Source organism: Aquirufa sp. ROCK-SH2, from assembly GCF_054558315.1.
The window spans coordinates 867,008-892,133 of the sequence record NZ_JBPXKB010000001.1; the positions used below are offsets into that span (position 1 = coordinate 867,008).

Annotated in this window: 27 protein-coding genes; 20 read left to right on the forward strand and 7 right to left on the reverse strand. The window is 33.7% G+C overall.

All coding sequences use genetic code 11. The annotated features are described in order from the left end of the window. Positions 1–57 precede the first annotated feature (57 nt). From V7S79_RS03760 to msrB, 10 genes are all read left to right on the forward strand, one after another. Positions 58–693 carry a Crp/Fnr family transcriptional regulator gene (locus V7S79_RS03760; RefSeq protein WP_459489216.1) on the forward strand — a complete coding sequence of 212 codons (636 nt, stop codon included), beginning with the start codon at positions 58–60 and terminating at the stop codon, positions 691–693. 266 nt (positions 694–959) lie between these two features. Further along, positions 960–1,781 carry a sulfite exporter TauE/SafE family protein gene (locus tag V7S79_RS03765; protein WP_459489217.1) on the forward strand — a complete coding sequence of 274 codons (822 nt, stop codon included), beginning with the start codon at positions 960–962 and terminating at the stop codon, positions 1,779–1,781. A 31-nt stretch (positions 1,782–1,812) separates the two neighbouring features. Beyond that, the gene (locus V7S79_RS03770; protein ID WP_459489218.1) at positions 1,813–3,231 is read left to right on the forward strand and encodes an MBL fold metallo-hydrolase; all 1,419 of its coding nucleotides are present in this window, start codon (positions 1,813–1,815) and stop codon (positions 3,229–3,231) included. 1 nt (position 3,232) lies between these two features. Next, positions 3,233–3,505 (forward strand): rhodanese-like domain-containing protein, encoded by a 273-nt coding sequence (locus V7S79_RS03775; protein WP_459489219.1) that lies wholly within the window; start codon positions 3,233–3,235, stop codon positions 3,503–3,505. A gap of 1 nt (position 3,506) precedes the next feature. Then, positions 3,507–3,752 carry a hypothetical protein gene (locus V7S79_RS03780; protein WP_459489220.1) on the forward strand — a complete coding sequence of 82 codons (246 nt, stop codon included), beginning with the start codon at positions 3,507–3,509 and terminating at the stop codon, positions 3,750–3,752. 51 nt (positions 3,753–3,803) lie between these two features. After that, positions 3,804–4,367, forward strand: coding sequence for a YeeE/YedE family protein (locus V7S79_RS03785; protein ID WP_459489221.1), 564 nt, complete (start codon positions 3,804–3,806; stop codon positions 4,365–4,367). A 53-nt stretch (positions 4,368–4,420) separates the two neighbouring features. Then, positions 4,421–4,867 carry a DUF6691 family protein gene (locus V7S79_RS03790; RefSeq protein WP_459489270.1) on the forward strand — a complete coding sequence of 149 codons (447 nt, stop codon included), beginning with the start codon at positions 4,421–4,423 and terminating at the stop codon, positions 4,865–4,867. Positions 4,868–4,993: 126 nt separating this feature from the next. Then, positions 4,994–5,743 carry an alpha-ketoglutarate-dependent dioxygenase AlkB family protein gene (locus V7S79_RS03795; RefSeq protein WP_459489222.1) on the forward strand — a complete coding sequence of 250 codons (750 nt, stop codon included), beginning with the start codon at positions 4,994–4,996 and terminating at the stop codon, positions 5,741–5,743. Between the two features lie 43 nt (positions 5,744–5,786). Next, entirely contained in the window at positions 5,787–6,674 is an 888-nt protein-coding gene (locus V7S79_RS03800; RefSeq protein WP_459489223.1) for a YitT family protein, read from the forward strand. A 51-nt stretch (positions 6,675–6,725) separates the two neighbouring features. Further along, positions 6,726–7,220, forward strand: coding sequence for a peptide-methionine (R)-S-oxide reductase MsrB (msrB, locus tag V7S79_RS03805; RefSeq protein WP_459489224.1), 495 nt, complete (start codon positions 6,726–6,728; stop codon positions 7,218–7,220). Between the two features lie 143 nt (positions 7,221–7,363). On the opposite strand, the gene V7S79_RS03810 is transcribed toward msrB, so the two are convergent. Further along, entirely contained in the window at positions 7,364–7,744 is a 381-nt protein-coding gene (locus tag V7S79_RS03810) for a helix-turn-helix domain-containing protein (protein ID WP_459489225.1), read from the reverse strand. 185 nt (positions 7,745–7,929) lie between these two features. After that, positions 7,930–8,259 carry a helix-turn-helix domain-containing protein gene (locus tag V7S79_RS03815; RefSeq protein WP_459489226.1) on the reverse strand — a complete coding sequence of 110 codons (330 nt, stop codon included), beginning with the start codon at positions 8,257–8,259 and terminating at the stop codon, positions 7,930–7,932. 465 nt (positions 8,260–8,724) lie between these two features. On the opposite strand from V7S79_RS03815, the gene V7S79_RS03820 reads away from it, so the two are divergent. The 5 genes from V7S79_RS03820 to V7S79_RS03840 all read left to right on the forward strand — a co-directional run bounded on the left by V7S79_RS03820 (position 8,725) and on the right by V7S79_RS03840 (position 15,049). Then, positions 8,725–9,738: a hypothetical protein gene (locus V7S79_RS03820; RefSeq protein WP_459489227.1), complete on the forward strand. Its 1,014-nt coding sequence runs from the start codon at positions 8,725–8,727 to the stop codon at positions 9,736–9,738. Between the two features lie 6 nt (positions 9,739–9,744). Beyond that, positions 9,745–10,755 carry a hypothetical protein gene (locus V7S79_RS03825; RefSeq protein WP_459489228.1) on the forward strand — a complete coding sequence of 337 codons (1,011 nt, stop codon included), beginning with the start codon at positions 9,745–9,747 and terminating at the stop codon, positions 10,753–10,755. Between the two features lie 6 nt (positions 10,756–10,761). Next, entirely contained in the window at positions 10,762–12,348 is a 1,587-nt protein-coding gene (locus V7S79_RS03830) for a ligand-binding sensor domain-containing protein (protein WP_459489229.1), read from the forward strand. Continuing rightward, a complete protein-coding gene (locus V7S79_RS03835) occupies positions 12,348–12,911 on the forward strand; it encodes a retropepsin-like aspartic protease family protein (protein WP_459489230.1) in 564 nt (187 codons plus the stop codon). Before V7S79_RS03830 ends, V7S79_RS03835 begins: the two co-directional genes overlap by 1 nt. A gap of 95 nt (positions 12,912–13,006) precedes the next feature. Next, complete coding sequence (locus tag V7S79_RS03840; protein WP_459489231.1) at positions 13,007–15,049, forward strand: TPR end-of-group domain-containing protein; 2,043 nt, start codon at positions 13,007–13,009, stop codon at positions 15,047–15,049. A gap of 18 nt (positions 15,050–15,067) precedes the next feature. On the opposite strand, the gene V7S79_RS03845 is transcribed toward V7S79_RS03840, so the two are convergent. The 3 genes from V7S79_RS03845 to V7S79_RS03855 are packed head-to-tail and all read right to left on the reverse strand — an operon-like array spanning position 15,068 to position 18,176. Continuing rightward, the gene (locus tag V7S79_RS03845; RefSeq protein ID WP_459489232.1) at positions 15,068–15,982 is read right to left on the reverse strand and encodes an ROK family protein; all 915 of its coding nucleotides are present in this window, start codon (positions 15,980–15,982) and stop codon (positions 15,068–15,070) included. A 14-nt stretch (positions 15,983–15,996) separates the two neighbouring features. After that, a complete protein-coding gene (rsgA, locus tag V7S79_RS03850) occupies positions 15,997–16,935 on the reverse strand; it encodes a ribosome small subunit-dependent GTPase A (protein WP_459489233.1) in 939 nt (312 codons plus the stop codon). Further along, complete coding sequence (locus V7S79_RS03855) at positions 16,932–18,176, reverse strand: 3-deoxy-D-manno-octulosonic acid transferase (protein WP_459489234.1); 1,245 nt, start codon at positions 18,174–18,176, stop codon at positions 16,932–16,934. The genes rsgA and V7S79_RS03855 overlap by 4 nt, the downstream gene beginning before the upstream one ends. A 66-nt stretch (positions 18,177–18,242) precedes the next feature. On the opposite strand from V7S79_RS03855, the gene ytxJ reads away from it, so the two are divergent. The 5 genes from ytxJ to metK all read left to right on the forward strand — a co-directional run bounded on the left by ytxJ (position 18,243) and on the right by metK (position 22,832). Next, positions 18,243–18,572 carry a bacillithiol system redox-active protein YtxJ gene (gene ytxJ / locus V7S79_RS03860; protein ID WP_459489235.1) on the forward strand — a complete coding sequence of 110 codons (330 nt, stop codon included), beginning with the start codon at positions 18,243–18,245 and terminating at the stop codon, positions 18,570–18,572. A gap of 4 nt (positions 18,573–18,576) precedes the next feature. Beyond that, on the forward strand, positions 18,577–19,425 hold the full coding sequence (locus V7S79_RS03865) for a hypothetical protein (protein WP_459489236.1): 849 nt from the start codon (positions 18,577–18,579) through the stop codon (positions 19,423–19,425). Between the two features lie 18 nt (positions 19,426–19,443). Continuing rightward, a complete protein-coding gene (lipA, locus tag V7S79_RS03870; protein ID WP_459489237.1) occupies positions 19,444–20,316 on the forward strand; it encodes a lipoyl synthase in 873 nt (290 codons plus the stop codon). A gap of 4 nt (positions 20,317–20,320) precedes the next feature. Then, positions 20,321–21,511, forward strand: coding sequence for a lycopene cyclase family protein (locus tag V7S79_RS03875; protein WP_459489238.1), 1,191 nt, complete (start codon positions 20,321–20,323; stop codon positions 21,509–21,511). Between the two features lie 64 nt (positions 21,512–21,575). After that, on the forward strand, positions 21,576–22,832 hold the full coding sequence (metK, locus tag V7S79_RS03880) for a methionine adenosyltransferase (RefSeq protein WP_459489239.1): 1,257 nt from the start codon (positions 21,576–21,578) through the stop codon (positions 22,830–22,832). A 78-nt stretch (positions 22,833–22,910) separates the two neighbouring features. On the opposite strand, the gene V7S79_RS03885 is transcribed toward metK, so the two are convergent. Both V7S79_RS03885 and V7S79_RS03890 read right to left on the reverse strand, forming a co-directional pair. Further along, positions 22,911–23,243, reverse strand: a complete 333-nt coding sequence (locus V7S79_RS03885) for an HPF/RaiA family ribosome-associated protein (RefSeq protein WP_459489240.1) — start codon at positions 23,241–23,243, stop codon at positions 22,911–22,913. A 181-nt stretch (positions 23,244–23,424) separates the two neighbouring features. Then, entirely contained in the window at positions 23,425–25,110 is a 1,686-nt protein-coding gene (locus tag V7S79_RS03890) for a VRR-NUC domain-containing protein (protein WP_459489241.1), read from the reverse strand. Positions 25,111–25,126 lie beyond the last annotated feature (16 nt).

The following is a 25,126-nucleotide window of genomic DNA, read 5'->3' on the forward strand; positions in this document are numbered from 1 at the left end:
TCTTTTCTCTTTTCTCTTTTCTTATTGTTAAAAAAAATAGAAATAAAACTGAAGATAATGACAAACAAAACGGAAACCTTATTCAAGCAATTTGAGCCAGAATTGATGAAAAAAATCCAACAAGTTGGTTTAGTTAGGAAATTTAAGGCAGATGAATACTTAATGAAAACAGGACAAAACATTCGTTCTGCTGTTTTGGTATTGAGTGGAATTATCAAAGTATTTAGAGAAGATGATGAAGGAAATGAAGTATTCATGTATAATATTCATCCAGGGGAAGCCTGTGCCATTTCGATGACATGTGCGGTCAGAAATTTGTCTAGTCAAGTGATGGCCAAAGCCTTGGTCGACACAGAGGTTTTAGCCATACCTGTAGAATTAATGGATGAATGGTCAGGTAAATATAAATCGTGGTATCAATTTGTTTTAGAAACTTATCGCTCAAGGTTTGAAGAATTATTGGATACTTTAGATCAAATCGCATTTAGAAACTTGGATGAACGTTTGCTTTGGTATCTAAAACAACATCAAAAAAGTCTAAAAACCAATATATTAAAGGCTTCATTTACGGAAATTGCGCTTGAGTTAAACTCTTCCAGAGAGGTAATTTCCCGTTTAATGAAAAAATTAGCAGAAAAAGGACATATTAAAATCGATAAGCAGAACATTGAGATATTGAACTTGAATATTTAAAAGAGGTAAGAGGTAAGAGGTAAAAGCTAAGACCCGATGGCTGAGCGGAGTCGAAGCCAGAGTGTGTAAGAGGTAAAAGGTAAGGTAATAGGTAATAGGCTCTCTTCTCTCTTCTCTCTTCTCTCTTCTATCTTCTCTCTCCTCTCTCCTCTCTTCTTAATGTTTAAAAAAACAGAAAACTGAAATAAAAATTACTCTGTGATAAAAATCACGAATTAAGCTAAAAAAAGGGTTGAAATTTGTGTCAGCAAAAACAAAAAGTAGACATGGAAATAATTGGATATTTAGCTTCATTACTCATTGGGATTTCTCTGGGACTTATTGGGGGTGGTGGATCCATATTAACAGTGCCAGTTTTAGTGTATCTTTTTGGTGTCAATCCAGTACTAGCCACAGCTTATTCATTATTTATTGTTGGTGCGAGTTCATTGGTGGGAGCCTTCCCCAAATACAAACAAGGATTAATCAATGTTAAAACTGCTATCATTTTTGGAATTCCTTCCATAGCAGCAGTTTATGCAACTCGAAAATTCATTGTTCCTCTAATTCCCAATGAAGTTTTCAGCATTGGTGAATTTGTGGTAACAAAACCCCTATTGATGATGGTCTTATTTGCCATTTTAATGGTGGCAGCTTCTATTTCTATGATTCAAGGGAGATGCGAACAATGTGAAAAAGAAAAATTAGGAACTTATGTAGCTGAAGAACAAGTGTTTAATTATCCAATGATTTTATTGGAAGGAACAGTTGTGGGCATGTTGACAGGCCTAGTAGGTGCAGGAGGAGGATTTTTGATTATTCCCGCCTTGGTCATGCTGTCTAAATTATCCATGAAACAGGCCATTGGAACATCGTTGATGATTATTGCAGCCAAATCATTGATTGGTTTTACAGGCGACTTAGGTCATCAGATCATCGATTGGAAATTATTATTAACCGTAACAGGACTTGCTATTATAGGTATATTCTTGGGAGATATTTTAAGTAAAAAAGTAGACGGAAATAAATTAAAAGTAGGATTTGGGTGGTTTGTATTGGTGATGGGTATGTATATACTAATTCAACAATTAGCCTTTCCAATGAAATAAATTAGATAAACGATTCAGACAAATTAATACAATGAAAGTAGAACAAATTTATACCGGATGTTTAGCACAAGGTGCTTATTACATTGAAAGCAATGGAGAGGCGGCTATCATTGACCCACTTCGCGAAGTACAACCCTACATCGAAAAAGCGCAACGTAACAAGGCTACCATTAAATATGTATTTGAAACGCATTTTCACGCAGATTTTGTTTCTGGCCATATCGACTTGTCTAAAAAAACGGGGGCTCCTATCGTTTACGGACCCAATGCCGCATGTGCATTTGATTGTATTTCAGCGACTGATGGCCAAGAGTTCCCATTAGGTGATGTGAAAATCCGTGTAATTCATACCCCTGGGCACACCATGGAGTCGACTTGTTTTTTATTAATTGACGAAAATGGGAAAGAAACGGCATTATTCTCAGGTGATACTCTATTCATTGGAGATGTAGGCCGTCCGGATTTGGCACAAAAAGTAAAAGCAGATTTAACAGAAGATATCTTAGCAGGACACTTATTTGATTCTTTACGAAACAAAATCATGCCTTTAGCAGATGATATCATCGTTTATCCTGCCCATGGTGCTGGTTCTGCGTGTGGAAAAAACATGAGCAAAGAAACAACGGATACTTTGGGAAATCAAAAGAAAACGAATTATGCTTTAAATCTAGCTTTGACAAAAGAAGCATTCAAAAAAGAAGTTTTGACAGGTTTAGTGGCTCCTCCATCCTATTTCCCATTGAACGTTTTGATGAATATTCAAGGATACGATTCCATCGATAAAGTATTGGAAAGAGGGCAACATGCATTGAGTCCAGAAGCTTTTGAAGCAGCAGCCAATGAAACGAATGCGTTGATTTTAGATACTAGAGAACCGCAAACTTTTGCGAAAGGATTTGTACCCAATTCAATCAATATCGGCATTGATGGTTCATTTGCGCCATGGGTTGGTACAATGATCCCTGATATTAAGCAAGAAATACTATTGGTAACCGATGAAGGGCGCGAAGAAGAAGTAATCACACGTTTAGCTAGAGTAGGTTATGATTTCACCATTGGCTATTTGAAAGGCGGATTTACTTGCTGGAAGAATTCGGGAAAAGAATATGATCAAATTGAATCCATTGACACCAATGATTTATTAAAAAGAGAAGCTGCTGGTGAAGGAATTATTTTAGATGTTCGTAAAAACAGTGAATATTTATCTGAACATTTGGTGGATGTTGAAAATGCTCCTTTGGACTTCATCAATGACAGTATGTTGAAAATCAATCGAGATAAAACCTATTTTGTGCATTGTGCAAGCGGTTATCGTTCAATGATTTTCATTTCTACCTTGAGAGCAAGAGGTTTCACTAATTTAATAGATGTGAAAGGTGGCTTTAAAGCCATCAAAGAATCAGAAAAATTCAAATTAACAGATTACGTTTGTCCTTCAACTTTATTATAAAATGGATGATTTATTAAAAGATCCATCTACTACGGTAGTGGATGTAAGAGAAACTGGTGAATTTGCGAGTGGACATTATTCAGGAGCGATCAATATCCCTTTAGGCATTATACCCTTGCGATTAGACGAATTCAAAAGCATGAAAGGTCCAATTGTGGTGTATTGCAGAAGTGGAAACCGTTCTGGAATGGCGTTGATGTTATTAAAACAAGCAGGCATTGAGGAAGTTTACAATGGTGGTGGAATTAACGACATGCTACAATACGAAGACTAAAATGTGGACTAATTATATCAAAAAATGGGGTTTAATGCGTATTATCCGTCTTGTAATAGGCGGATATGCGCTTTATGAAGCTATTTTGGCGCATGATAGCATGATGGGCCTTTTAGGATTTGTATTAGTAGGCATGGCACTTTTAAATGCAGGTTGTGGAGCACAAGGTTGTGGAGTCCCTACTAAGCCTCAAATCAACAAGGATTCAACGGATGAGCTGGAATTTGAAGAGGTCCGTTCAAAATAAATTTTATATTTACTAACTTACCAGATTATTAACAAAAGAAATATTAACTATATGATCGAATCAATCTTGCAACCCTGGCCATGGTACACGGCAGGAATTATTATCGGACTGATTGTCCCTACCCTATTAATTTTAGGAAATAAACATTTTGGTATTTCAGCCAATTTAAGACATGCTTGCGCAGCCTGCTTTCCAAGTAACATTCCTTTTTTCAAATACGATTGGAAAAAAGAAAGTTGGAATTTGTTCTTTGTTGGGGGTATTTTTATTGGTGGCGCTATTTCTGCCATTTACTTAAAATCGGATGCTCCCATTATTGTTCATCCGGATTTAGCGAGCGAATTAGCCAAATACGGAGTAACTGATTTTTCGGGTTTGGTCCCTGCACAATTATTTTCTTTTGAGAGTTTGTTCTCGCTGAAAGGATTCATAATGATGGTAGGCGGTGGATTTTTGGTAGGCTTTGGAACAAGGTATGCCGGAGGGTGTACTTCTGGACATGCGATCATGGGACTAAGCGATCTTCAGTGGCCTTCATTAATTGCTACAATCAGCTTTATGATTGGTGGATTCATCATGGCTAATTTCATTTTACCCTTCATTTTAAGCTTATAATAATGAAAACGAAACAAGAAGAAACAGATTTTGAAGTACGTTCATTGGATACGATGTGTGTCAATGAATCAGAATTAAATCACCCTTGGTACTATAATTTCAAATACGCTGCAGTTGGAATCATCTTTGGAATTGTGTTTGTTAAAGCCGAAATCATCTCTTGGTTTAGAATCCAAGAAATGTTCAGATTACAAAGTTTTCACATGTATGGCGTAATTGGAACAGCGGTTGTGGTGGGTGCTATTTCCGTATATTTAATCAAAAAATTAAAGATAAAAACGATTTACGGGGAAGAAATCACCTTCACTCCCAAAAAATTTAATAAAGGTCAAATTTATGGAGGACTCCTATTTGGTTTGGGTTGGGCAGTAACAGGTGCTTGTCCAGGACCACTTTTTGCCCAAGTAGGAACAGGAGCATTTGCTATTTTAATTGTCATTCTTAGCGCCATAGCTGGAACTTGGGTCTATGGTAAGTTTAGAGATAAATTACCGCATTGAGGTAAGAGGTAAGAGGTAAGAGGTAAGAGGTAAGAGATAAGAGGTAAGAGGTTGCACTTTTCTCTTTTCTCTTTTCTCTTTTCTCTTTGCCATAGATACTGATAAATATCATTTTTCTAATCATCAATGACACTCAACTTATTTGATCAATCCATTGAACAATTCAGAAAATTACCCTTTCAAATTCCCCATTTGGAAGGGTATTCTTATTTATGGAATAATGAGTTAAATGGTTATGATATTCAAATTCCACAAGGTGAATTATTTTATTCGGAAGGATTTTTCAATCAAGCCATAAGCGATAAATATTGGGATTATTTATTAGAATTAGAGGGGAAAAATACAAACAAGGTTGATTGGCGGAATAGAAATCTAAATGAATTGACGTTTAAGAATATTCAATGGAGCCAAGATGTCTTGAAAATGTATGGAAAAACCATTTTAGCTCCCAGATATTCTGCTTGGTATGGTGATGAGGGTAAAAATTATTCCTATTCAGGTTTACATCTCACTCCAAAATCATGGAATGAGGGTCTACTCGATTTAAAACGACCCATTGACAATATCGCACAAACCACGTTTAATTCGGTTTTATTAAATTGGTACCGGGATGGAGAAGATTATATGGGTTGGCATTGTGACGATGAAAAAGAATTAGGCCAAAATCCAATCATTGCCTCATTAAATTTAGGTGCGACAAGACGATTTTTATTTAGAAAGAAATCAAATAATTCAGAAAAAATTGAATTTCATTTAAAACATGGCTCATTATTAATTATGAGAGGTGAAATACAACATTTTTGGCAACATGCTGCCCCGAAAGAAAAAGCAGTTAAAGAAGCTCGAATCAATCTGACATTTCGAGTAATCAAATAATTATTCGTATTATTAGGTGATTTTATCATCACAGCAAGCCATCATGAAGTCGATCAATTTTAAACAAGTAATAATTTCTTTCAGACGTCCTTTAAGGGATATCTTATTTGTTACCATTGGTGTATTTTCTGCTGCGTTTGGATTCAAAGGTTTTTTATTGACCAACCATTTCATAGATGGAGGTGCTACTGGAATTTCACTATTGATTTCAGCCATCACAGAAATCCCTCTTTCTATCCTGATTTTAACCATTAATTTTCCCTTCGTCATCCTAGGTTACAAAATAATGGGGAAACAATTTGCCATAAAAACAGCCCTGGCAATCGCCGCATTAGCATTAGTACTCGCAACCATCAGCTTTCCTAACATCACTGACGACAAATTACTTGTGGCGGTCTTTGGTGGATTTTTTCTAGGAGCAGGTATTGGATTTGCTGTTCGAGGTGGTGCTGTGATTGATGGAACCGAAGTGCTTGCTATCTTTTTAAGTCGGAAATTAGGTACCACATTAGGTGATATTGTAATGGTGATCAATATCATAATCTTTGGTGCAGCAGCCTATTTCCTTGGAATTGAAAATGCCCTCTATTCCATGATTACCTATATCTCGGCATCTAAAACGCTTGATTTTTTGGTAGAAGGAATTGAAGAATACATTGGCGTAACCATAATTTCTACCAAAAGCGAAGAAATCAGGAAGATGCTTATCAATCAATTAGGACGTGGAGTAACTGTCTACAAAGGACAAGGTGGATTTGGAAAACGAGGCGAACGCAACGAAATTGACATCCTTTATTCAGTATTAACTCGTTTGGAATTAAATAAATTAAACACCGAAATAGAAAAAATTGATGCAGAGGCCTTTGTTGTGATGCACAGCGTGAAGGATACAAAAGGTGGAATGCTAAAAAAACGTCCACTGAAACATTGAAATATAAAACAATTTGTTTGTTTGATCGTTTATTAATTAAATTGATTCAAGATGAAGTATATCGCAATTAGTCTATTTCTCGTGTTAAGCTTTCAAGCTTGTAGTCAAACAAAAAAAAGCAATAACGATTCAATTCGCCTAAGTAAAATGACAAAAATACCACAAACCGAAGCCGAGTGGAAGGCCAAATTAAGTGAAGAAGAATACTATATTTTGCGTCAAAAAGGTACAGAAAGACCATATACTGGCAAATTTTTGATGCACAACGAAAAAGGTGTTTATACTTGCAGAGGTTGTGGGGCTCCTTTATTTACCTCCGATTCTAAATTCGATTCCCATTGTGGATGGCCAAGTTTTGATAAAGAAATCAAAAAGGGAGTCATCAAAGAAACCGTTGATAACACCCTCGGCATGCGTCGAATTGAAATTACCTGCGGAAAATGCGGTGGTCACCTTGGCCACGTTTTCGACGACGGCCCTACCGAAACAGGCCTAAGATATTGCGTCAATTCCGTTTCAATTGGGTTTGAGAAAGCAGAGAAGTAAGAAGTAAGAGGTAAGAGGTAAGAGGAATGAAGAATGAAGAATGTAGAATTAAGAATGTAAAAATTACATCTTACCTCTTACCTCTTACCTCTTACCTAATACCTCTTACCTCTTACCTAATACCTCTTACCTCTTACCTAATACTAAAACTCCCTCCCCAATTCCTTACGCAGACGCTCATTTTCTTCTTCTAGCTTCTTAACGTATTTGATCAAATATTCGTCAGAGTGGTAATGCACGGAACTAGCTTTTGTGCCGATTCCTTGAATGACATTGTTATTATTAACATTAAAAACCTGAGTTGCGTCAAAGTTCATCAATTGAGAAAGCTCCACGCCTAAAATTCCTGCAATTTGTTGGATTCTATTCAATGTAACGTCTATTTCACCTCTTTCCAACTTAGAATAACCACTTAAAGAAAGGTCCAAATCTGAGGCCATTTGTTGCCGAGAAATGTTTTTCATTTCTCTAATTCGCTTGATATTCTCGTAGATTTTAGGTTCGGTTTCGAAGTTATCTTCCATGATTTTAGCACTTTTAGTGTACAAAAAGTAATTTGAGAGTTAAATTAATCAGTTTATTTTAAATTAAAAACTAATAAGAAATATTTGCTGGGTAATTATCACTAGACAAATTCCCTAATTGACATAATTGGAAGTTCGACACTAAACAAACACGAAAAAAAACAGATCAATAGTAAAATTATTTATCATTTTAAGATATTAGTATTTCTAGCTCTTTTACGTTTTTGCAGGGATTGCTTTGCTAACAACAATGGACTGACCTCCTCTTGAATGGAGAAAATTTTCATCACATAGAGCAAATCCAAAACCCTCAAAACTTGTATGAGCGTTGGAACTGTAACTGATTCTCCTTTTTCAAGTAAACTCAAAGTAGATCGACTAATATTAGCAGCCAGAGAAACATCCTCTTGAGTCTTGTTTTGCAACAAACGATGATGTTTTACAAATGCCCCAATGGTCTTCGCCAATGAATAATCACTCATTTCAACGCACTCTTTGTATTGAATATCATTCATAAAATAACATTTAAATCTTTAATGACTGATTTACCATACAAATTTAGCTATAAAATTTACATATTTCAAAAATAGATTATTTTAATCGTCCAAAAGCTTTGAAATCATTAGAGATTGCCCAACTTCGAAGCCCTCTACATCAAATTCCATAAAATCCTTCAAAGTAGCAACAATTAAAAGCCTCAATATGCGCCATATCAGCCAAAATATCAATTAAATGATATTTTTTTAGATTTTATTTCATAAAAACCAAAAAAAATATACCACTTATATTGAATAAATAGTATTTTTAGTGGTAAAATAGTCGTATTTTATGATAAAAAACAGAGAAAAAAATGGAAAATTTGTAAAATCTATTTTTTAATAAACCTCACTAATAAATTTTTCTTTGTATTGATTCATTATTGCAAATGTTTTATTCAATCATAAATTAAATGCATAATAATTTATTTAAATAATTTCCAAATGAGTAAAAAAAATCTTTTAACGGTTTCAGATTTATTTTTGGGCCTTTTAGCAATTTTATTAATAAGTGTAAGCTTTTATCAAACATGGCTTGGCTTAGATCAGATATTTGGTACAGCATCCTTATTAATTTCACTTGTTTTATCATTACTTCTTTTATACCTCTTATGGGAAATTAGACAATCAAAATTAAACGGACAACCCACTTCAAAATTAAAAGGTATCTACATATTTGTAGCACTTTTTTGTTTTATAGCAAATTTTAATGCTTTGTATACAAGATTTATGCGAACAGATATTTTCACAACTGAATTGAGGACAATTAATGACAAATTCAACTTTTTAGATGCTGATGTAAAGAAAAAATTAAATTATAGTATAACTGACCAGAAAAAAAGACAATTAATTGTTTCAAAGACGGAACAATTAATGATACAAATTGCAGATAAATCGAATCCAGGTTTTGGTGAAAGAGCAAAACAATTAGCATATGATATTGAAAAATTACTTGGTCAAAAGTTAACCTTATTAAATGTTTCAAAAGGAGATTATGAAGATTTAGCAAATCGAATGGGGAGTCAAATAATTGATATGATGGATCAACTTTCTCCAGCGGAAAAATCACTAAAAGATGATACTGAAAACGCCAAATTATATTGGAATAAGCAAATAGAAAAATTATTATTAATGTCCAAAAAGGATATTGACGATATTGCTCAAGGAGAGATTGATAAATCTTTACAACAATATAATGATTTAGTGAACAAGGCAAAAACAGTACTTGGAGAAGAGAAAATAAAAATAGAATCCTATACTTCTCAAACACAGGAAGTAGGTAAAATTGGATATGCATTTGGGCATGCAATTAAAAATTTTGGCATGTACCAATTTGTAGTTTTATTAGGTTGTTTACTATTAGACTTCGTAATTCTATTTATTATAGATTTGACTACTAAACCTTTAAACCAGAGAAATTCTACAGTTTTTAATGGTAATTCTGAAACAATTATTTAATTAATTATGAATAATATAAACGATGAAAATAACGAATTATCATTTGATCAAGATGATAATGCTCCCAAACCATTAACATTAAAAAGAATAAAGCGTTTAAAAAATGAATTGGGTGAAAATTTCGATATACCCTCAAATGACCATAATAAAGACAATTTGGAAAATTTTGTTCCAATTGAAACCTCGAATCAAAATCCATTTATACAAGATAATAATAGTAATTATGTTTTCTTTTTTGGCACTGCTTCATCAGGCAAATCTGTCATATTATCTTCTATGCTTTATTATTTAAACTCTCAAGCTGGTGTAATTAGGCCAAGAGCTGATAGACCTATGGAAAGGGATGCCAATGTTTTATTTTTTGATTTTCTAGAGAATTTAAAAAAAGGAAATTTACCAAGTAGAACAGTTAGAGATAAGGTTACAAGATTAGATATGGTTTTTGAGCCCAACAATCAATCAAAGAAAACTCCACCTATAAATTTATCATTTTTAGAAACCTCTGGTGAAAATCATTATGAAATCAGAAGAGGAGGTGAATTTCATAGCAGCATTGATGATTATTTAAGTGCAAATATTCCTTTAAATATAATAATTGTCACAAGTTATGATACTGCTCACCAAGATGATTCTTTGATAAATTCATTTTTTAATAAGCTGGAAGTAAAAAGAAATAGTTTAAAATCTGCAAAAGTTTTATTAGTTATATCTAAATGGGATTTATCTGGAAATAGAACAGTCGCAAGTGAAGAGTTGTTGGATAAGTTTGTCCGAGACCGATTACCGATGTCATATAGTCGCTTAAATACGTATAACATTTCAAAATCGTACTATACAATAGGTAATATTGAAAAAAATGAAATTGGTGAGGAAAAATTAAGAACATTAAACTTGCATACAGCTGGCTTATTATCAAAATGGTTATATAAAAGTATCACTGGATATGATATTGATTTTGAAGGTACTATTGGAGAACGAATTAAATGGGCATTTTCAAATATTTCTTTAAAAGGATAAGTAAACATGCAAAATATTGATTTTTTATCTTTCGGAACATTTGGTTCCCCTAATGGATTTAATCAAACATCATCTAATAATTTAACATATAAGAGTTTTGATTTAAACCCCAATGCAATAAAGTTATTCCCAAACAGTATTTTATATTCAATAAGGAAAGAAGATACGCAAGGGATTAATTCATTGGCATATAGTATTTATACATTTGCAAAAGAACGAAATTCTGACCGATCTGGGACATTTATCGGATCTAGCTTTATTTTTAATGGAGAAATCCCATCTGAAATTCAGATAATAAATGGACTAAATAACTTTCACCAAAATATTATTCAGAATGAAAAGAATGTAAAAGGAAATGTAATTCAAGTAAGTAGTTCAAATGATTTAGAACAATTTGAACCAATAAATTTTAATGAACTTATTAGTAATCAAAAAATTGTAAAAAATTTAAACTATTCTAAATCTAATAAAGATTTTGCAATTTATATTGAAGAATATGATAATAGATTAATTAGTTTATTAGAAAATTCAATTGAACTTTTGAATGAATATGACACAATATTCTTCACTAAAAGCAAAGAAATTGCAAAATACATTCAAGAAAAAAATTTAATTGAAATTACTAACAACGATGGATTTTATAAAAAAATTGATTTTTATCGTGAAAAGAAGAAAGAGGAAATACTACAAAAATTAAATCAAGGTATTAATCAATTAGAAAGAACAAAAAACATCATAAACTCAGATTTTGAAAAAATAATTGAACAAATAGATTTAAACATAAGAAATCACAAAAAAATCTTTCAAGAAAATCAAAGTATATTACAAACAAATCAGCAACAGTTAAGATTAACAGAAGAGGAAAAAGCGACTGCAAAAAGAAACTCAGAAAAGTTAATAGAAAAGATTGAAAATAGCCTAAATGATTTGAAATCTGGAAAATTAGGTTCAGAAAATATTATTTCAATAAATGAAAAATATAAAGCTGAATTTGAGAAAATTAAAAATAGCATATCTCCATATAGAGTCGAAAGAGTAACTTCCTTTCAAAAAGAACAAGAGAAAAATATCTTTAGAGAAGCAGAAAAAAAAAATCATAGACCTGTACAAATTGAAAATCCTGCAAAAAATGAAAGTTCTTGGTTAATAATATTGGTATTTGTTTTTTTATTCATTTCCATTATGTTAAATGGTTATTTTTTCCTTAAAAAACTTGAATTAGAAACTAAAATAGAAAACTATAGTGACTTAATTGAAGAAAAAGATATAATAATAAACGAACCTAATCAACCCATAGAAGTTGAAAAACATGAAAATGGAGACATCTGGAAAGATCCAAATTCTACTTTGAATTCAAATGACCTTAAAAAGGTCAATAACAAATTAACAAAGAATGAACCCATACTAATTGACAGTGTTATTGAAATAATATTTAAATTAAATCCAACTGATATAAATAAACCATACGGTCAAAATAAAACTCAATATCGAGACCTATTGTTAAATAAAAATCCAAACAGTTTTCAAAAAAGTGACAATAGTTTTTATTGGAAAAATGAACTTAAGGAAGTGCCAATTTATAAAAATAATTAATGAAACTAATTATTTCAATATTTCTAATACTATTATTTGGATGCACTCATCCTGAAAGTGAAGAATATAATCGTGATCGGAAAACCTATAAATTCAATTCTTCTAGTAGAGAAGAGATGAAAAAAGACAACTTTTCTGAAGAAAATTTAATTAGAAAAGCATTAGAAAATCAGAAACAAGTATCAGTGATTAAAATGAAAAAAAAAGGAGGAGTCTATTTCATTCCTGTACTAGTTAATGGTGTCGAAATGTCATTCATATTTGATACAGGTGCAAGTTCTATTTCAATCTCTGAAACAGAGGCAAAATTTCTCTACAAACAAGGTAAAATAACAGAAAACGATATATTAGGATCATCAAATTTTTCTGATGCAAACGGAGACATTTCAGAAGGTATAATTATAAATTTAAAAACAGTACAGATTGGTGATTTCATAATTAAAAATGTTGAAGCTTCAGTAGTACTAAATCAAGTAGCACCGCTTTTATTTGGGCAATCGGCATTATCTAGGTTTGGAAAAGTTTCAATTGATTATAATAATGAAGAGCTAACGTTAGAATAAATCGTTTTAAATAAATTTTAATTATTTAAATCTAAAATTTAGCTTCTCATAAAATTCCAAGTTGTCTAATTCAATAAAGATAATAAGTACATTAAATGAAAAAACTAATCTTACTCATATTACTCCTGTTCTCATTTACATCCTTCTCCCAATCCTACAACTTGCAATCAGGGATAAATTATTTAAAGGAGCAGAAATACGATGAAGCTATGTCTTTCTTGAAAAAAGAACTAGCACAAAACCCGAAAGAAGGAGTAGCACATTATTACATTGGACTCATCCATGTCAAGAATAAGGCTTACTCACAAGGTTTGACTTCGATTAATCAAGCTATCTCATTGTTAAATCCCAATGATACACTTATTTCTAATGCATGGAGTTTAAAAGGAAATATTTATTATCAAATTGAAGATTATGAAAAATTTGAAACGAGTTTCGCAAAAGCATTAGAGCTAAACCCTACTGAACCATTTATTTTATATGGAAGAGCTTACGGCTATGTCAAATTCAACAAATATGAAAAAGCCTTGGCAGACCTATTTAAAATCATAGAAATCAACGAAGAAAATATCGTTGCGAGAGGTCTAATTACACGTATTTACTTAAAACAAGAAAAATACGAAGATGTCTTTAAAAATTGTGACCGAATCCTAAAATTAGATCCTGACTTTACGGATGCGTATGAAATTAGATCTTATGCTTATTTCAAATTAAGTAAACACGATCTAGCAATTATCGATGCTTTTGAAGCGATGAAATTAAATGAAAATGATACTCGTATACAAAGTAATTTTATCAGATACACCAATAAAAACCTCACTTTAGGCCTTGCCAAAATTTCAACGTTAATCAAAGAATTCCCACAAAAAGATAGTTGGCTATATGTCCGTTCACAAATCTACCGAAACAAAAAAGAGTACAAAAATGCCTTGGCTGATTTTGCAAAGATTTTTGACATGATTCCAGAAACGGAAAAAAGTTACTATTTGAGTGAGCGCGCCGAATTATATGGAGAAATGGGAATGCATGACAAAGCAATCATTGATTTTACCGAATCAATAAAATTGGATTCAAGCTCGGCGTACGATTTTGGACACAGAGGTGATGAATACCGTTTATTAGGAAATTATCAAGCAGCAATATTGGACTTTGATAAGGCTATTGAAATTAATCCTGAAGAACCTTGGTTTTATTACAGAAGAGGTTGGGTTAAGGATGAATTTTTAAAAGATCCCGAAGGTGGATTAGCCGATTATACCTCAGCTATCGAAATTGATCAGAATTATGCTTATACATATCTAAATCGTGGAAGATTATATGCAAATCACTACAAAGATACTTTACATGCAAATGCCGATTTTAGAAAAATTGTAGAATTAGACACAATAATTTCTCATCAAGGAAATGCTCGTCATTATGCATACCTTGAACTTGGAAAATACGATTTGGCAAAATCTTGGAACAATAAAATTCTACATGAATTTCCAGAAGAAGGAAATTATTATGATGCAGCTTGTCTTTATTCTAAAATGAAATTACCCACACAATCCATCGCATACTTGGATACAGCCTTCAAAAAAGGTTATCGGGATTTTGAACACCTATCGAAAGATGATGATTTAGAAAACATACGAAATTTGCCAGAATTCAAATCTCTTATTGCGCGTTGGAAAGCTAGTTTTGAAGTATCTAAGCCTAAAAATTCAAATAATGAAAATTCAGGGAATAAAATCATTGGCACCTACGTTATTCCTTTTAAACCCAAAGGGGGTGGAACCTATGAAGTAGAAAGTAAGATCAATGGTTTACCATTAAAAATGCTGTTCGACACAGGAGCTTCAGATATCTTAATATCTCAAATAGAAGTAGACTTCATGCTAAAAAATGGGTATTTAAAAGAACAGGATTTCATTGGTAGTGATAATTATTATACAGCAAGTCAGGAGAAAATTGAAGCAAAAACGGTTATGTTACGCCAAGTTGAAATAGGAGGCCTAACACTGAAAAATGTTCGTGCAGCAGTAATTGAAAACCGAAAAGCAGGTATGCTTTTTGGTCAAAGTGCTTTGAGTCGGTATGGTAAAATCACCATTGACAATCAAAAGAAACGAATTATCATAACGGGGAATTCTAAATAACATCTCAATTCCCCCCACCTACGCAAACAACATCGCTGCACCGAATACCCCAGCGCTGTCGCCTAGTTTGGGCTTGACAATTTTGGTGTGAACTTCGCCGGAATTAAAAATGTATTTCTTGATGCGCTCGTAGCCTTCTGTGTAAAGTAAATCAATATTGCCTACGCCTCCTCCTATCACAATTACTTCAGGATCTATCACATTGATCAACGTAGAGATCGCTCTGCCAAAATATTCCAAAAGACGATCTATCGTTGCCTCCGCGTGTTTATCTTCTTTGGCCTCCGCCAATCGCAGAATTTCTTTTAACTTTAATTTTTGACCCGATTTTTGCTCATAAAATTGTTCCAAAGCTGGACCAGAAATGACATTTTCTACACAACCTGCCTTGCCACAATAACAAGGCGTCCCTCCTTCTTCCAAAATATTGTGTCCCCACTCGCCACCTATTCCATGCAGGCCATTTACTATTTTACCATGCACCACCAAGCCTCCACCTACTCCTGTTCCCATGATCACTCCAAAAGCGGCTTCCGCATTGGGATTAATCTCTTTCACTGCACCTAGCAAGGTTTCAGCCAAAGCGAAGGAATTGGCGTCATTGGCCAATTTTACTTCTACGCCTAAAATATTCTCCAAATCCCTCGCCAAATACTTTCCATTCAAACAGGTTGTATTGCAATTTTTCATGGTCAATGTCCTTGGATTCATTACTCCTGGTGTCGCGAATCCAATTTGCGTCGGCTGAATGGCTATTTTTTCAATTACTCTGTCCACCAATACCTTAATTTGATGCAAAATATGCTCATAACCTTTGGCGGATTCCGTGTCAATTCGTTCCCGAATGATCACTTTTGATGGATCTTTTTTATCCAAAACCGCACACTCAATTTTTGTCCCTCCTAAATCAATGCCCCAAAGTAAATTTTCCATAGTTTTTAATAGGTTTATCTTCGATTATCATCATTTTCCAACATACTCAAATAACTCATGTACCTGCTGGCAGCTATTTCTCCTTCCTCCACCGCTGCTCTTACTACACAACCTGGCTCACTCAAATGCATGCAATTATTGAATTTACACTCCCCCAACAAGGCACGCATTTCAGGGAAATAATGTGCTAATTCATCTTTTTCAATCTCTAAAATACCCAATTCTTTGATACCTGGACTATCAATCAAATAAGTATTTTCTCCCAACTCCCACATGGTAGCGTACGTAGTAGTATGCACTCCTTTTTGCGCAAAATCTGAAATAGCTTTGGTTTTAATATTCAAATCAGGTGCAACAATATTCAATAAACTGGATTTCCCTACCCCAGAATGACCTGACATCAATGAAACTTTCCCTTGAAACATTTCTTTGAATTCGTCAATACCCTCATTATTGGGTATAGAAGTGAACAAAATGCCATACCCTAATTCTTGATACAATCCCGCCCATTCAAATACTTGGTTCTTTTCATCTTCGTCCAACAAATCCATTTTATTAAAAACAATTTGAACGGGTATTCGAAATGCCTCTGCTGTAACCAAAAAACGATCCAAAAAGCCCAATGAAGTTTTCGGAAATTTATAGGTCATGATAAAAATAGCTTGATCCACATTCGCAGCCAATAATTGTCCTTGCCCTGTTTTATGCACCGATTTCCGAATCAAATAATTCGTTCTTGGTAAAATTTCCTCGATAACAACCGTTTGATTGGCCTCATCTTCAATGAAAAATCGAACCCAATCACCTACCGCTATGGGATTAGAAGTCTGAGGACCTTTTAATTTAAATTTGCCCTTTAATCGGCCAGAATAGACTTTACCTGCTTCTGTTCTGATTTCATACCAAGACCCAGTGGAGCGAATAATTAATCCCTTTATTAAATCATTACTCATATATTAACCTCTATAAAGTTCATAATTTGATCTGTCGCACCAATATTTTCCTGAATATAAGCGATCGATTTCTTTTTAATCAATTGCCTACCATCATCATTCTTGTTCAATGCTTCCAATTTCTCTTTCAATTCCTCCGTATTTTCAATGGGAAAAGCGATACCTAAATCCCTTAAATCGCATGCCTCTTTAAATTTGGTGTAATTTTTATTCCCAAAAAACAAGGCTGGCCCAAATACTGCTGCTTCTAAGGTATTGTGTAAACCTGCTCCAAATCCTCCTCCAATGTAAGCGAATTTTGCTCCTTGGTAGAGAGAAGATAATCGTCCAATCTCATTGACTATCAATACTTTATTAGATGATAGATTGCTTAAATTTTCTCCTTTGGAATAGATACTCGAACTATTCAATTGATTTCTCCAAGCTTCCAATTCTTCAGGATGGATTTCATGAGGAACAATGATCCATTTTAAGTCCAATTGCGTCTCATTAATAATTGGAATGAGCACTTGCATATCCGCTTCCCATACAGAACCTAAAACAACAAATTCAGATTGATTCAAAAATTTGTCCAATAAATCCCAAGATTCCACTTTTCGGGCTAATTGATTCACCCGATCAAAACGCGTATCACCAGCCACCACCGTATTTTCGATGCCGATCTTTTTCAATAACTCTTTGGAGTAAAAATCTTGCAGGAAAAGTTGAGAATAACAATGAAGCATCTTTCGATGTAATCCTCCATACCATTTGAAAAACACCGAATCTTCCCTAAAAATGGCTGAAACGAGAATGGTTGGTATATTTCGCTTTTTCAAACTTGTTAAATAAAAATACCAAAACTCATATTTCACAAAAACAGCAAAGTCTGGACGAACAATATCTAAAAATTTATTTGCGGCAGATTTATTGTCCAAAGGCAAATAACTCACAAAATCGGCCAAGGGGTAATTTTTCCTAATTTCATATCCCGAAGGAGAAAAAAAAGTCAATAAAATAAAATGATTCGGATATTTTTCACGAAAATTTTCGACAATCGGTCTCCCTTGCTCAAATTCTCCTAAAGAGGCGGAATGAATCCAAAATACGGGTTTTTGATTGTTTTGAAGATGTTTTATTAAACCTAACCACACAATATCCTGACCATCCGACCACAATTTAGCCTTCGCGTGGAACTTTGAAACAAGCCTAAGGGTTTGTCGATATAAAAACAAGCTAAAAGAATAAAGCCAAACTCTCAAGTTTTTCTTAAATTTGATGTTGAATCAATAAAATTACAAAATAAGACCAATATCCGCATCATCCTTATGAACTGGAATAATTTAACAGAAGAAGTACAATTGGATGAAATCATCACTGATTCACATCAAAAGCCTATCCTTATCTTCAAACATAGCACCCGTTGCTCGATATCTTCTACTGCACTTAATCGCTTAGAAAGAGCTTGGACTGAAGAAGAAAGTCCAGCCTATTTATTAGATTTAATTTCTTACCGCCCTATTTCACAAAAAATTGCTGAAATTTTTGAAATTGAACATCAATCGCCTCAAGTTTTGGTTATCTCAAATGGAAAATGTAGTTACTCAGCTACGCATTGGGATATATCTTTGGATGAAATTAAACCTCATTTGAATTAATTTTATGAAATCTAGCATTCCATTTTATTTTTTGCTACTGTTTTTCCCATTGCTTGTCAATGGTCAGAGAAAGACAGTCCAGGTTGAAGCACCCAGTGTCAGCAAAAACAAAATAAATAATGCTAGCAACAAAAAAAGCAATCAGCAAAATGTAGCCATTCCACCTACCGAAAAAAAGGTATCAGATAGAATCAATACTTGGGCTATCGGAGTAAGCACCGCTACCAATTCTGGATTAATTGGCGGGATGAATGTCCGAAAAATTTGGGGCAAAAGAAATCAGAATTTGAATGTTTTGAACCTTGATTTAGCCCATATCAGAGATTACAGAGAATTCAATTCTCCTTATTCTTACAATGGACAAACGTACACAGAAGGTAAATTGAATTATTTATTTACTGTGAGGCCTGAATTTGGCAAAGAAATTACTTTACTCAAAAAAGCTAGTCAGGGTGGCCCCGCATTAAAAGGCATATTTTCGACAGGCCCAACGTTAGGATTGCAAGCTCCTTACATGGTTGATGTTGCCACTTCGACCAATAATCCATACGGCAACCAATCAACCATTTCTGTTACGATGAAAGATTTTTTGGAGAACAAATATCCTAGTGCTGGAGTTGTAAGAGAATCTGGAATGTTTACAAGTATTGGGAAAAGTAAATTTGTACCAGGCTGGCATGTTAAATCAGCATTTAATATTGAATTTAATTCAGAAAAAAGTAGTTATATGGCAATTGAAGTAGGATTTATTATTGATATTTTCAATAGTCCTATTGAAATGCTAAACCAAAGTACCCAAAGGCCTGTTTATACAACTGGTTATTTAACTTTTTTATTAGGCAGGACTAAATAGAAATTATTTCTTAGCAACATGATTGAATTACCTCAAATAAATCCAAGTACCAATACCAACCGCAAACCAGATTGGTTGCGTGTTAAATTGCCTATTGGCGAGAAATACACCAATGTTCGTAAAATTGTCGACGAATACAAATTACACACCATTTGCCAATCAGGAAATTGTCCAAATATGGGTGAATGCTGGGGTGAAGGTACAGCAACTTTCATGATTTTGGGAAATGTATGCACGCGCTCATGTACTTTTTGTGCAGTAGCAACCGGAAGACCTCAAGAATACGACGTTGATGAGCCTCGACGTGTCGCAGAAGCGATCCGATTAATGAAGGTGAAGCATGCGGTAATCACCTCAGTTAATAGAGATGAATTAAAAGACAAAGGTGCAGAAATTTGGTACCAAACAGTTCGTGCGGTAAAAGAAGAATCCCCAAGTACAACCATCGAAACCTTAATTCCAGATGTCAAAGCGAATTGGGATGCTTTAATTCGCATGATTGAAGGTGGACAAGAGGTTGTTTCGCACAATATGGAAACAGTAGCTCGTTTATACCGTTATGTTCGCCCTCAAGCCAAATATGAAAGAAGTTTGGAGCAAATTAAACGAACCAAGGAGTTCGGAAAAAGAAATAAATCGGGTATCATGTTAGGTTTGGGTGAAACTAAAGACGAGGTTTTTCAAGCAATGGATGACTTAGTAGCCCATGGTTTAGATGTTTTAACATTGGGCCAATATTTACAACCGACTAAAATGCATCATGAAGTTATTGAATGGATTCATCCAGATACTTTTGCCATGTATAAGGAAGAAGGTTTAAAACGAGGATTGGCCTATGTAGAATCAGGTGCTTTAGTCAGATCAAGTTATCACGCAGAAAGACATATATAACAATATGCGATTACCAGCTCCCCATCAAAACGAATATGTATATATCATTGCAGGTGCAGGCTTAGCAGGATTATCTCTTGCTTATTATTTGAGCAAAAGTACCTTAGGAAATGTAAGTGTTTTAATCATAGACGAATTTCAAAAGAATACCAATGACAAAACCTGGTGCTATTGGTCTGATGAAAAAGAAGAATTTGATGTGATTGCTGAAAAAGAATGGTCAAGAATCAGCGTTTTCCCTAAAATCGCTCCTAGCGATTTATTCGACATCACACCGTATAAATATAAAAAAATCAAGAGTGAGGATTGGTATAATTATATCAAAAGTGAATTGTTAAAAAAATCAAATTTTCACTTTTTACAAGCTAAAATTCAGCAAATCAATTATGCCGGTATAGGTGTAAATGTAGAAACTAGTAAAGGAAATTATTTAGCTAAAAAGAAAGTTTTCGATAGTATTTCTCCTTTCCCCATTGATTTAGACAACCCATTGCACATCAAACAACATTTTTTGGGTTGGAATATTGAAAGTAATTTCCCTGCCTTTAAAGCTGACAGTGCCCATTTATTTGATTTCAGAGTAGCCAGTGGAAGAGATTGTGAATTCATGTATGTTTTGCCTGTAAATTCCCATACTGCCCTATTTGAGCATACATTTTTTTCAGGCACTTTGAAAGATAAAGAATATTATAAAGATAAAATTCGAGCTTATTTGGCTGCTTATTATGATTTAAGTGAGGAAGATTATCAAATCAAAGAAGAGGAATATGGAATTATTCCGATGATGGAATTAACCAATAAGCCTCAATATTTGTTTCAAAAATGGATCAAAATTGGAACAGCAGGTGGTTTTGTGAAATCAACTTCAGGTTACAGTTTTTTAAGGACACAAAAAATTTGTAAAAGACTTGTTCAAAATCTTGAAAATGAGAATTTTGAGGCGCCTTTAATTAAAAAGAGTCTATTCAAAAGTTGGATTGATCGAATATTTTTAAAAGTTCTAGCAGAGTCTGAGATTCATGGAAATGAAATATTTGAGGCATTATTCAAAAATAACTCACCTGTTTTAATCCTTAAATTTCTAGAAGAAGATACCCATTGGTTGGAAGACTTAAAAATCATGTCGAGTGTTCCAACTTCACCATTCTTCAAAGCAGTAATTGCAGATTTCACTCAAAAGAAATCAAGAAACTAAATAGTTTTGCTTGTTGCTAAGATTAATCTTAAATTTGTACGTTTTTAAATAAAAAAATTCGCTAATGGCATATTTATTCACCTCTGAGTCCGTTTCAGAAGGTCATCCAGACAAAGTAGCAGATCAAATTTCTGACGCCTTAATAGATCATTTTATGGCTTTTGACCCAAGCTCGAAAGTAGCTTGTGAGACTTTAGTAACAACAGGTCAAGTTATTTTAGCTGGCGAGGTAAAAACCAATGTTAATTTAGATGTTCAATCCATTGCTCGTCAAGTAATTGATAAAATTGGTTACAATAAATCTGAATACATGTTTGATGCAAGATCTTGTGGTATTCTTTCAGCTATCCATGAGCAATCAGCAGATATTAATCAAGGTGTTGACCGTTCGAATCCAGAAGAACAAGGTGCAGGTGACCAAGGAATGATGTTTGGATATGCAACTACTGAAACCGAAAATTACATGCCACTTGCTTTGGATTTGGCACATAAAATTTTGCAAGAATTATCTTTGATTCGTAATAATGAACCTAATGTAATCGGCTATTTACGTCCGGATGCTAAATCTCAAGTAACCATTGAGTACAGCGATTCACACGTACCTCAGCGTATTGATACAATTGTGGTTTCTACTCAACACGATGATTTTGATACAGATGAGATGATGTTGGCGAAAATCAGAAAAGATATCATTGAAATCGCTATTCCACGTGTAAAAGCAAAATTAAAGCCTGAAATTCAAGCTTTGTTTAATGATAAAATCACTTATCACATTAATCCAACAGGTAAATTTGTCATCGGTGGACCACATGGAGATACGGGATTAACAGGTCGTAAAATCATAGTAGATACCTATGGAGGAAAAGGTGCTCACGGTGGTGGTGCATTTTCAGGAAAAGATCCATCCAAAGTAGATAGATCAGCAGCCTACGCAACGCGTCACATCGCGAAAAACTTGGTAGCAGCAGGTCTATGTGATCAGGTTTTGGTACAAGTTTCCTATGCAATTGGTGTTGCTAAACCTTGTGGTTTGTTTATTGATACATACGGTACTGCGAAAGTCAATTTAACAGATGGTGAAATCGCCAAAGCTGTAGAAGGCATTTTTGATATGCGTCCCTATTTTATCGAACAAAGATTAAAGTTAAGAAACCCTATTTATTCTGAAACTGCGGCTTATGGTCACATGGGAAGAAAAAATGAAATAGTTACTAAGTCATTTCAAGGGAACAATGGACAAACGGTTGTCAAAGAAGTAGAATTGTTTACTTGGGAAAAATTAGATTATGTAGATCAAGTCAAACAAGTATTTGATTTGTAATCAATAAACTTGATCATTAGATTAATACAAAAAAAGACCATTCGGATTCCCCAAATGGTCTTTTTTATGTTTAATTCATTACTCAAAAGAGATATTTGAGTTTTTTGCAGTTATTTGGTTAGCTTTTGCCTTGAAGCGTTTTATTTGTTCTGCTATGGCATTCAAAGCTAAATCTAATGCTTCTTCAAAGGACTTTGCTTTTTCTTTGACAAACAATACAGCACCAGGTACTGATATCTTAATTTCTAACATTTTCTCTTTTACTTTCCCTACTCCTTGTTCAATTTTTAGAAAAACTTCTCCACTCGTTATTCGATCGTAAAAAGTATCTAATTTATTCAACTTAGTCTGAATGCTGTCCAATAATTTACGGTCCGCATTAAAGTGAATGGCATGTACTTGCACTTTCATAATCATAAAATTTAAATGGTGAAAAAATGCTTTTTGAATCTATAAAGCAACAAAATATAAGAACGTGGCAGATTCATAAGAAATGTATATTTTTTTTGAAAAGAAGTCAAGTGGAAAGGGAAATATTTTTTTAATGAATTTTCTGTTAACATTTGGCGTAGAGACACACGGCCGTGTGTCTCTACGCCCATGAACCCCATTCCACCCGAATTAATTTGAATTCAATACCCACTTCTTTGAAAAAATCGTGCCAAAAATATTGAATCGCTGATAAATGATCATTGGGCGATTTAACTTCAATAAATGCATACTCCTCTCCTTTTTGAATAAACAAATCAGGAAAGCCTTTGGAATGGCTAGATAAATTCATCCAAATTTGTTTCACAACGGCCAAAATAGCTGAGCTATTCAAGGCATAAATCACTTTTTCCAACAATTCGAAATCAATAGTTGTCCAATCTACCAATGGATTAATTTGCATTTGATGCTTTTTAGATTGAGCGATCAAATGTTCCATCAAATCCAATTTATTCTCAATCATGGATAAAAGCGATAAAAATTCGTTTTTTTTGGACAACAAAAAATCATCTTTGGCATAATGACTAGGTGCCGATTGAAAGGGATGATGATAAGCCTGATCTTTTGAGTCAAAAATAATATCCCAAAACCAAAGTCCAACCAAATTTTTCCAAACTCGATTCTCACTAAAACTGGCATAAAAACCTTTGTTTTGAAAATAATCAATCACACCAGCTTCCACATTCGACTTCCATTGAATGGAAATCGTTATTTTTTCCGCTTCTTTCAGTGATTTAGTCACTTTTTTAATCGACTTTTTAGTGTCTATTTTGGCTAAAAAGTCGGTAAAAAAATGAATTTCTTTAGGTGTTATGCTGACTTCCAAACCCAATCGAGCCCAATAAGTAGCCTTTTCCCAATTTTTCATTTTTTGATAAATCCGAACAATTCGCTCAATGACATTGGATTGAAGGCTATGCTGGTAAACTTCTAAGGCTTTTTCCAATTCATTTTGTCGCTCTAAATATCGACCAAGCTCAAAAAGTGTTTTTTCAAATGAATAAGATGCCAATTCGCTTAGTTCATCCTTTAATGGTAGAATTTCATTTTTCCAAGAAAAATAAATCGTTTCTGTGACATTCTCCTGAGGCATCATTTCATACAACCATTGTCGCCAAACGCTGATATTCCATTTCTCAACCGCCTCTTTTCGATGATTAAAATAGGGTACAAAATGTTCCTCTTCTATTTCAACAAAACTACGATGACCTAAATCTCGAACCACAAAATCGGTTAAATCTCTACTTCTACTCCCAAAAAATAAAAACTGCAAAAAGGAATAGGTCGTTAACCGCAAAGGTTGAACAATCTGCGGGGAAATCATTTGTATCTCATTCAAAATTAAAGACGCTGATATATGCTCTAAAATCAATTGAACCAAATCTTCTTTTTTCAAAGAATTTAAGCCCTTTATGCTCGTTATATGTTGCTTCGAAATTTTTAAACATTCTTGCTTGTTAAAAGCACGTAACAAAGAAGGTAAGTGTTCTACCTCATCCTTTTCAAAAACTTTCAAAAATTCACTAGCAATCAACTCATCTAGTGCCAAATCTATCGATGAAATTTCAGGATATACCAATGATTCTACACGAAACCAAGGTGTTCTTCGAGAAGCAAGCCGAATGAATAAACATTGACTTTCAAATGATAATGATTGAAAATGGATCAAAAACTCTTTTTCTGAATCTGAAAGCAAATTTTGATAATGCTTTTGCACATAAAGAAGAATGTAATTGAAATAATCCCAATAATAGGTAGGCTTTAAAATAATGGGATTTTCTTGATTCATTGGGTATAAAATTATA

Excerpts from the sequence above, each read along its gene's own strand:
- metK (WP_459489239.1), top strand. The coding sequence starts at position 21,576 with ATGGCATATTTATTCACCTCTGAGTCCGTTTCAGAAGGTCATCCAGAC.
- V7S79_RS03800 (WP_459489223.1), top strand. The coding sequence starts at position 5,787 with ATGAAGTCGATCAATTTTAAACAAGTAATAATTTCTTTCAGACGTCCT.
- V7S79_RS03830 (WP_459489229.1), top strand. The coding sequence starts at position 10,762 with ATGCAAAATATTGATTTTTTATCTTTCGGAACATTTGGTTCCCCTAAT.
- rsgA (WP_459489233.1), bottom strand. The coding sequence starts at position 16,935 with ATGAGTAATGATTTAATAAAGGGATTAATTATTCGCTCCACTGGGTCT.
- V7S79_RS03890 (WP_459489241.1), bottom strand. The coding sequence starts at position 25,110 with ATGAATCAAGAAAATCCCATTATTTTAAAGCCTACCTATTATTGGGAT.
- ytxJ (WP_459489235.1), top strand. The coding sequence starts at position 18,243 with ATGAACTGGAATAATTTAACAGAAGAAGTACAATTGGATGAAATCATC.
- V7S79_RS03785 (WP_459489221.1), top strand. The coding sequence starts at position 3,804 with ATGATCGAATCAATCTTGCAACCCTGGCCATGGTACACGGCAGGAATT.
- V7S79_RS03840 (WP_459489231.1), top strand. The coding sequence starts at position 13,007 with ATGAAAAAACTAATCTTACTCATATTACTCCTGTTCTCATTTACATCC.
- V7S79_RS03825 (WP_459489228.1), top strand. The coding sequence starts at position 9,745 with ATGAATAATATAAACGATGAAAATAACGAATTATCATTTGATCAAGAT.
- lipA (WP_459489237.1), top strand. The coding sequence starts at position 19,444 with ATGATTGAATTACCTCAAATAAATCCAAGTACCAATACCAACCGCAAA.
- V7S79_RS03765 (WP_459489217.1), top strand. The coding sequence starts at position 960 with ATGGAAATAATTGGATATTTAGCTTCATTACTCATTGGGATTTCTCTG.
- V7S79_RS03810 (WP_459489225.1), bottom strand. The coding sequence starts at position 7,744 with ATGGAAGATAACTTCGAAACCGAACCTAAAATCTACGAGAATATCAAG.
- V7S79_RS03760 (WP_459489216.1), top strand. The coding sequence starts at position 58 with ATGACAAACAAAACGGAAACCTTATTCAAGCAATTTGAGCCAGAATTG.
- V7S79_RS03795 (WP_459489222.1), top strand. The coding sequence starts at position 4,994 with ATGACACTCAACTTATTTGATCAATCCATTGAACAATTCAGAAAATTA.
- V7S79_RS03865 (WP_459489236.1), top strand. The coding sequence starts at position 18,577 with ATGAAATCTAGCATTCCATTTTATTTTTTGCTACTGTTTTTCCCATTG.
- V7S79_RS03875 (WP_459489238.1), top strand. The coding sequence starts at position 20,321 with ATGCGATTACCAGCTCCCCATCAAAACGAATATGTATATATCATTGCA.
- V7S79_RS03780 (WP_459489220.1), top strand. The coding sequence starts at position 3,507 with ATGTGGACTAATTATATCAAAAAATGGGGTTTAATGCGTATTATCCGT.
- V7S79_RS03845 (WP_459489232.1), bottom strand. The coding sequence starts at position 15,982 with ATGGAAAATTTACTTTGGGGCATTGATTTAGGAGGGACAAAAATTGAG.
- msrB (WP_459489224.1), top strand. The coding sequence starts at position 6,726 with ATGAAGTATATCGCAATTAGTCTATTTCTCGTGTTAAGCTTTCAAGCT.
- V7S79_RS03815 (WP_459489226.1), bottom strand. The coding sequence starts at position 8,259 with ATGAATGATATTCAATACAAAGAGTGCGTTGAAATGAGTGATTATTCA.
- V7S79_RS03885 (WP_459489240.1), bottom strand. The coding sequence starts at position 23,243 with ATGAAAGTGCAAGTACATGCCATTCACTTTAATGCGGACCGTAAATTA.
- V7S79_RS03790 (WP_459489270.1), top strand. The coding sequence starts at position 4,421 with ATGTGTGTCAATGAATCAGAATTAAATCACCCTTGGTACTATAATTTC.
- V7S79_RS03770 (WP_459489218.1), top strand. The coding sequence starts at position 1,813 with ATGAAAGTAGAACAAATTTATACCGGATGTTTAGCACAAGGTGCTTAT.
- V7S79_RS03820 (WP_459489227.1), top strand. The coding sequence starts at position 8,725 with ATGAGTAAAAAAAATCTTTTAACGGTTTCAGATTTATTTTTGGGCCTT.
- V7S79_RS03775 (WP_459489219.1), top strand. The coding sequence starts at position 3,233 with ATGGATGATTTATTAAAAGATCCATCTACTACGGTAGTGGATGTAAGA.
- V7S79_RS03835 (WP_459489230.1), top strand. The coding sequence starts at position 12,348 with ATGAAACTAATTATTTCAATATTTCTAATACTATTATTTGGATGCACT.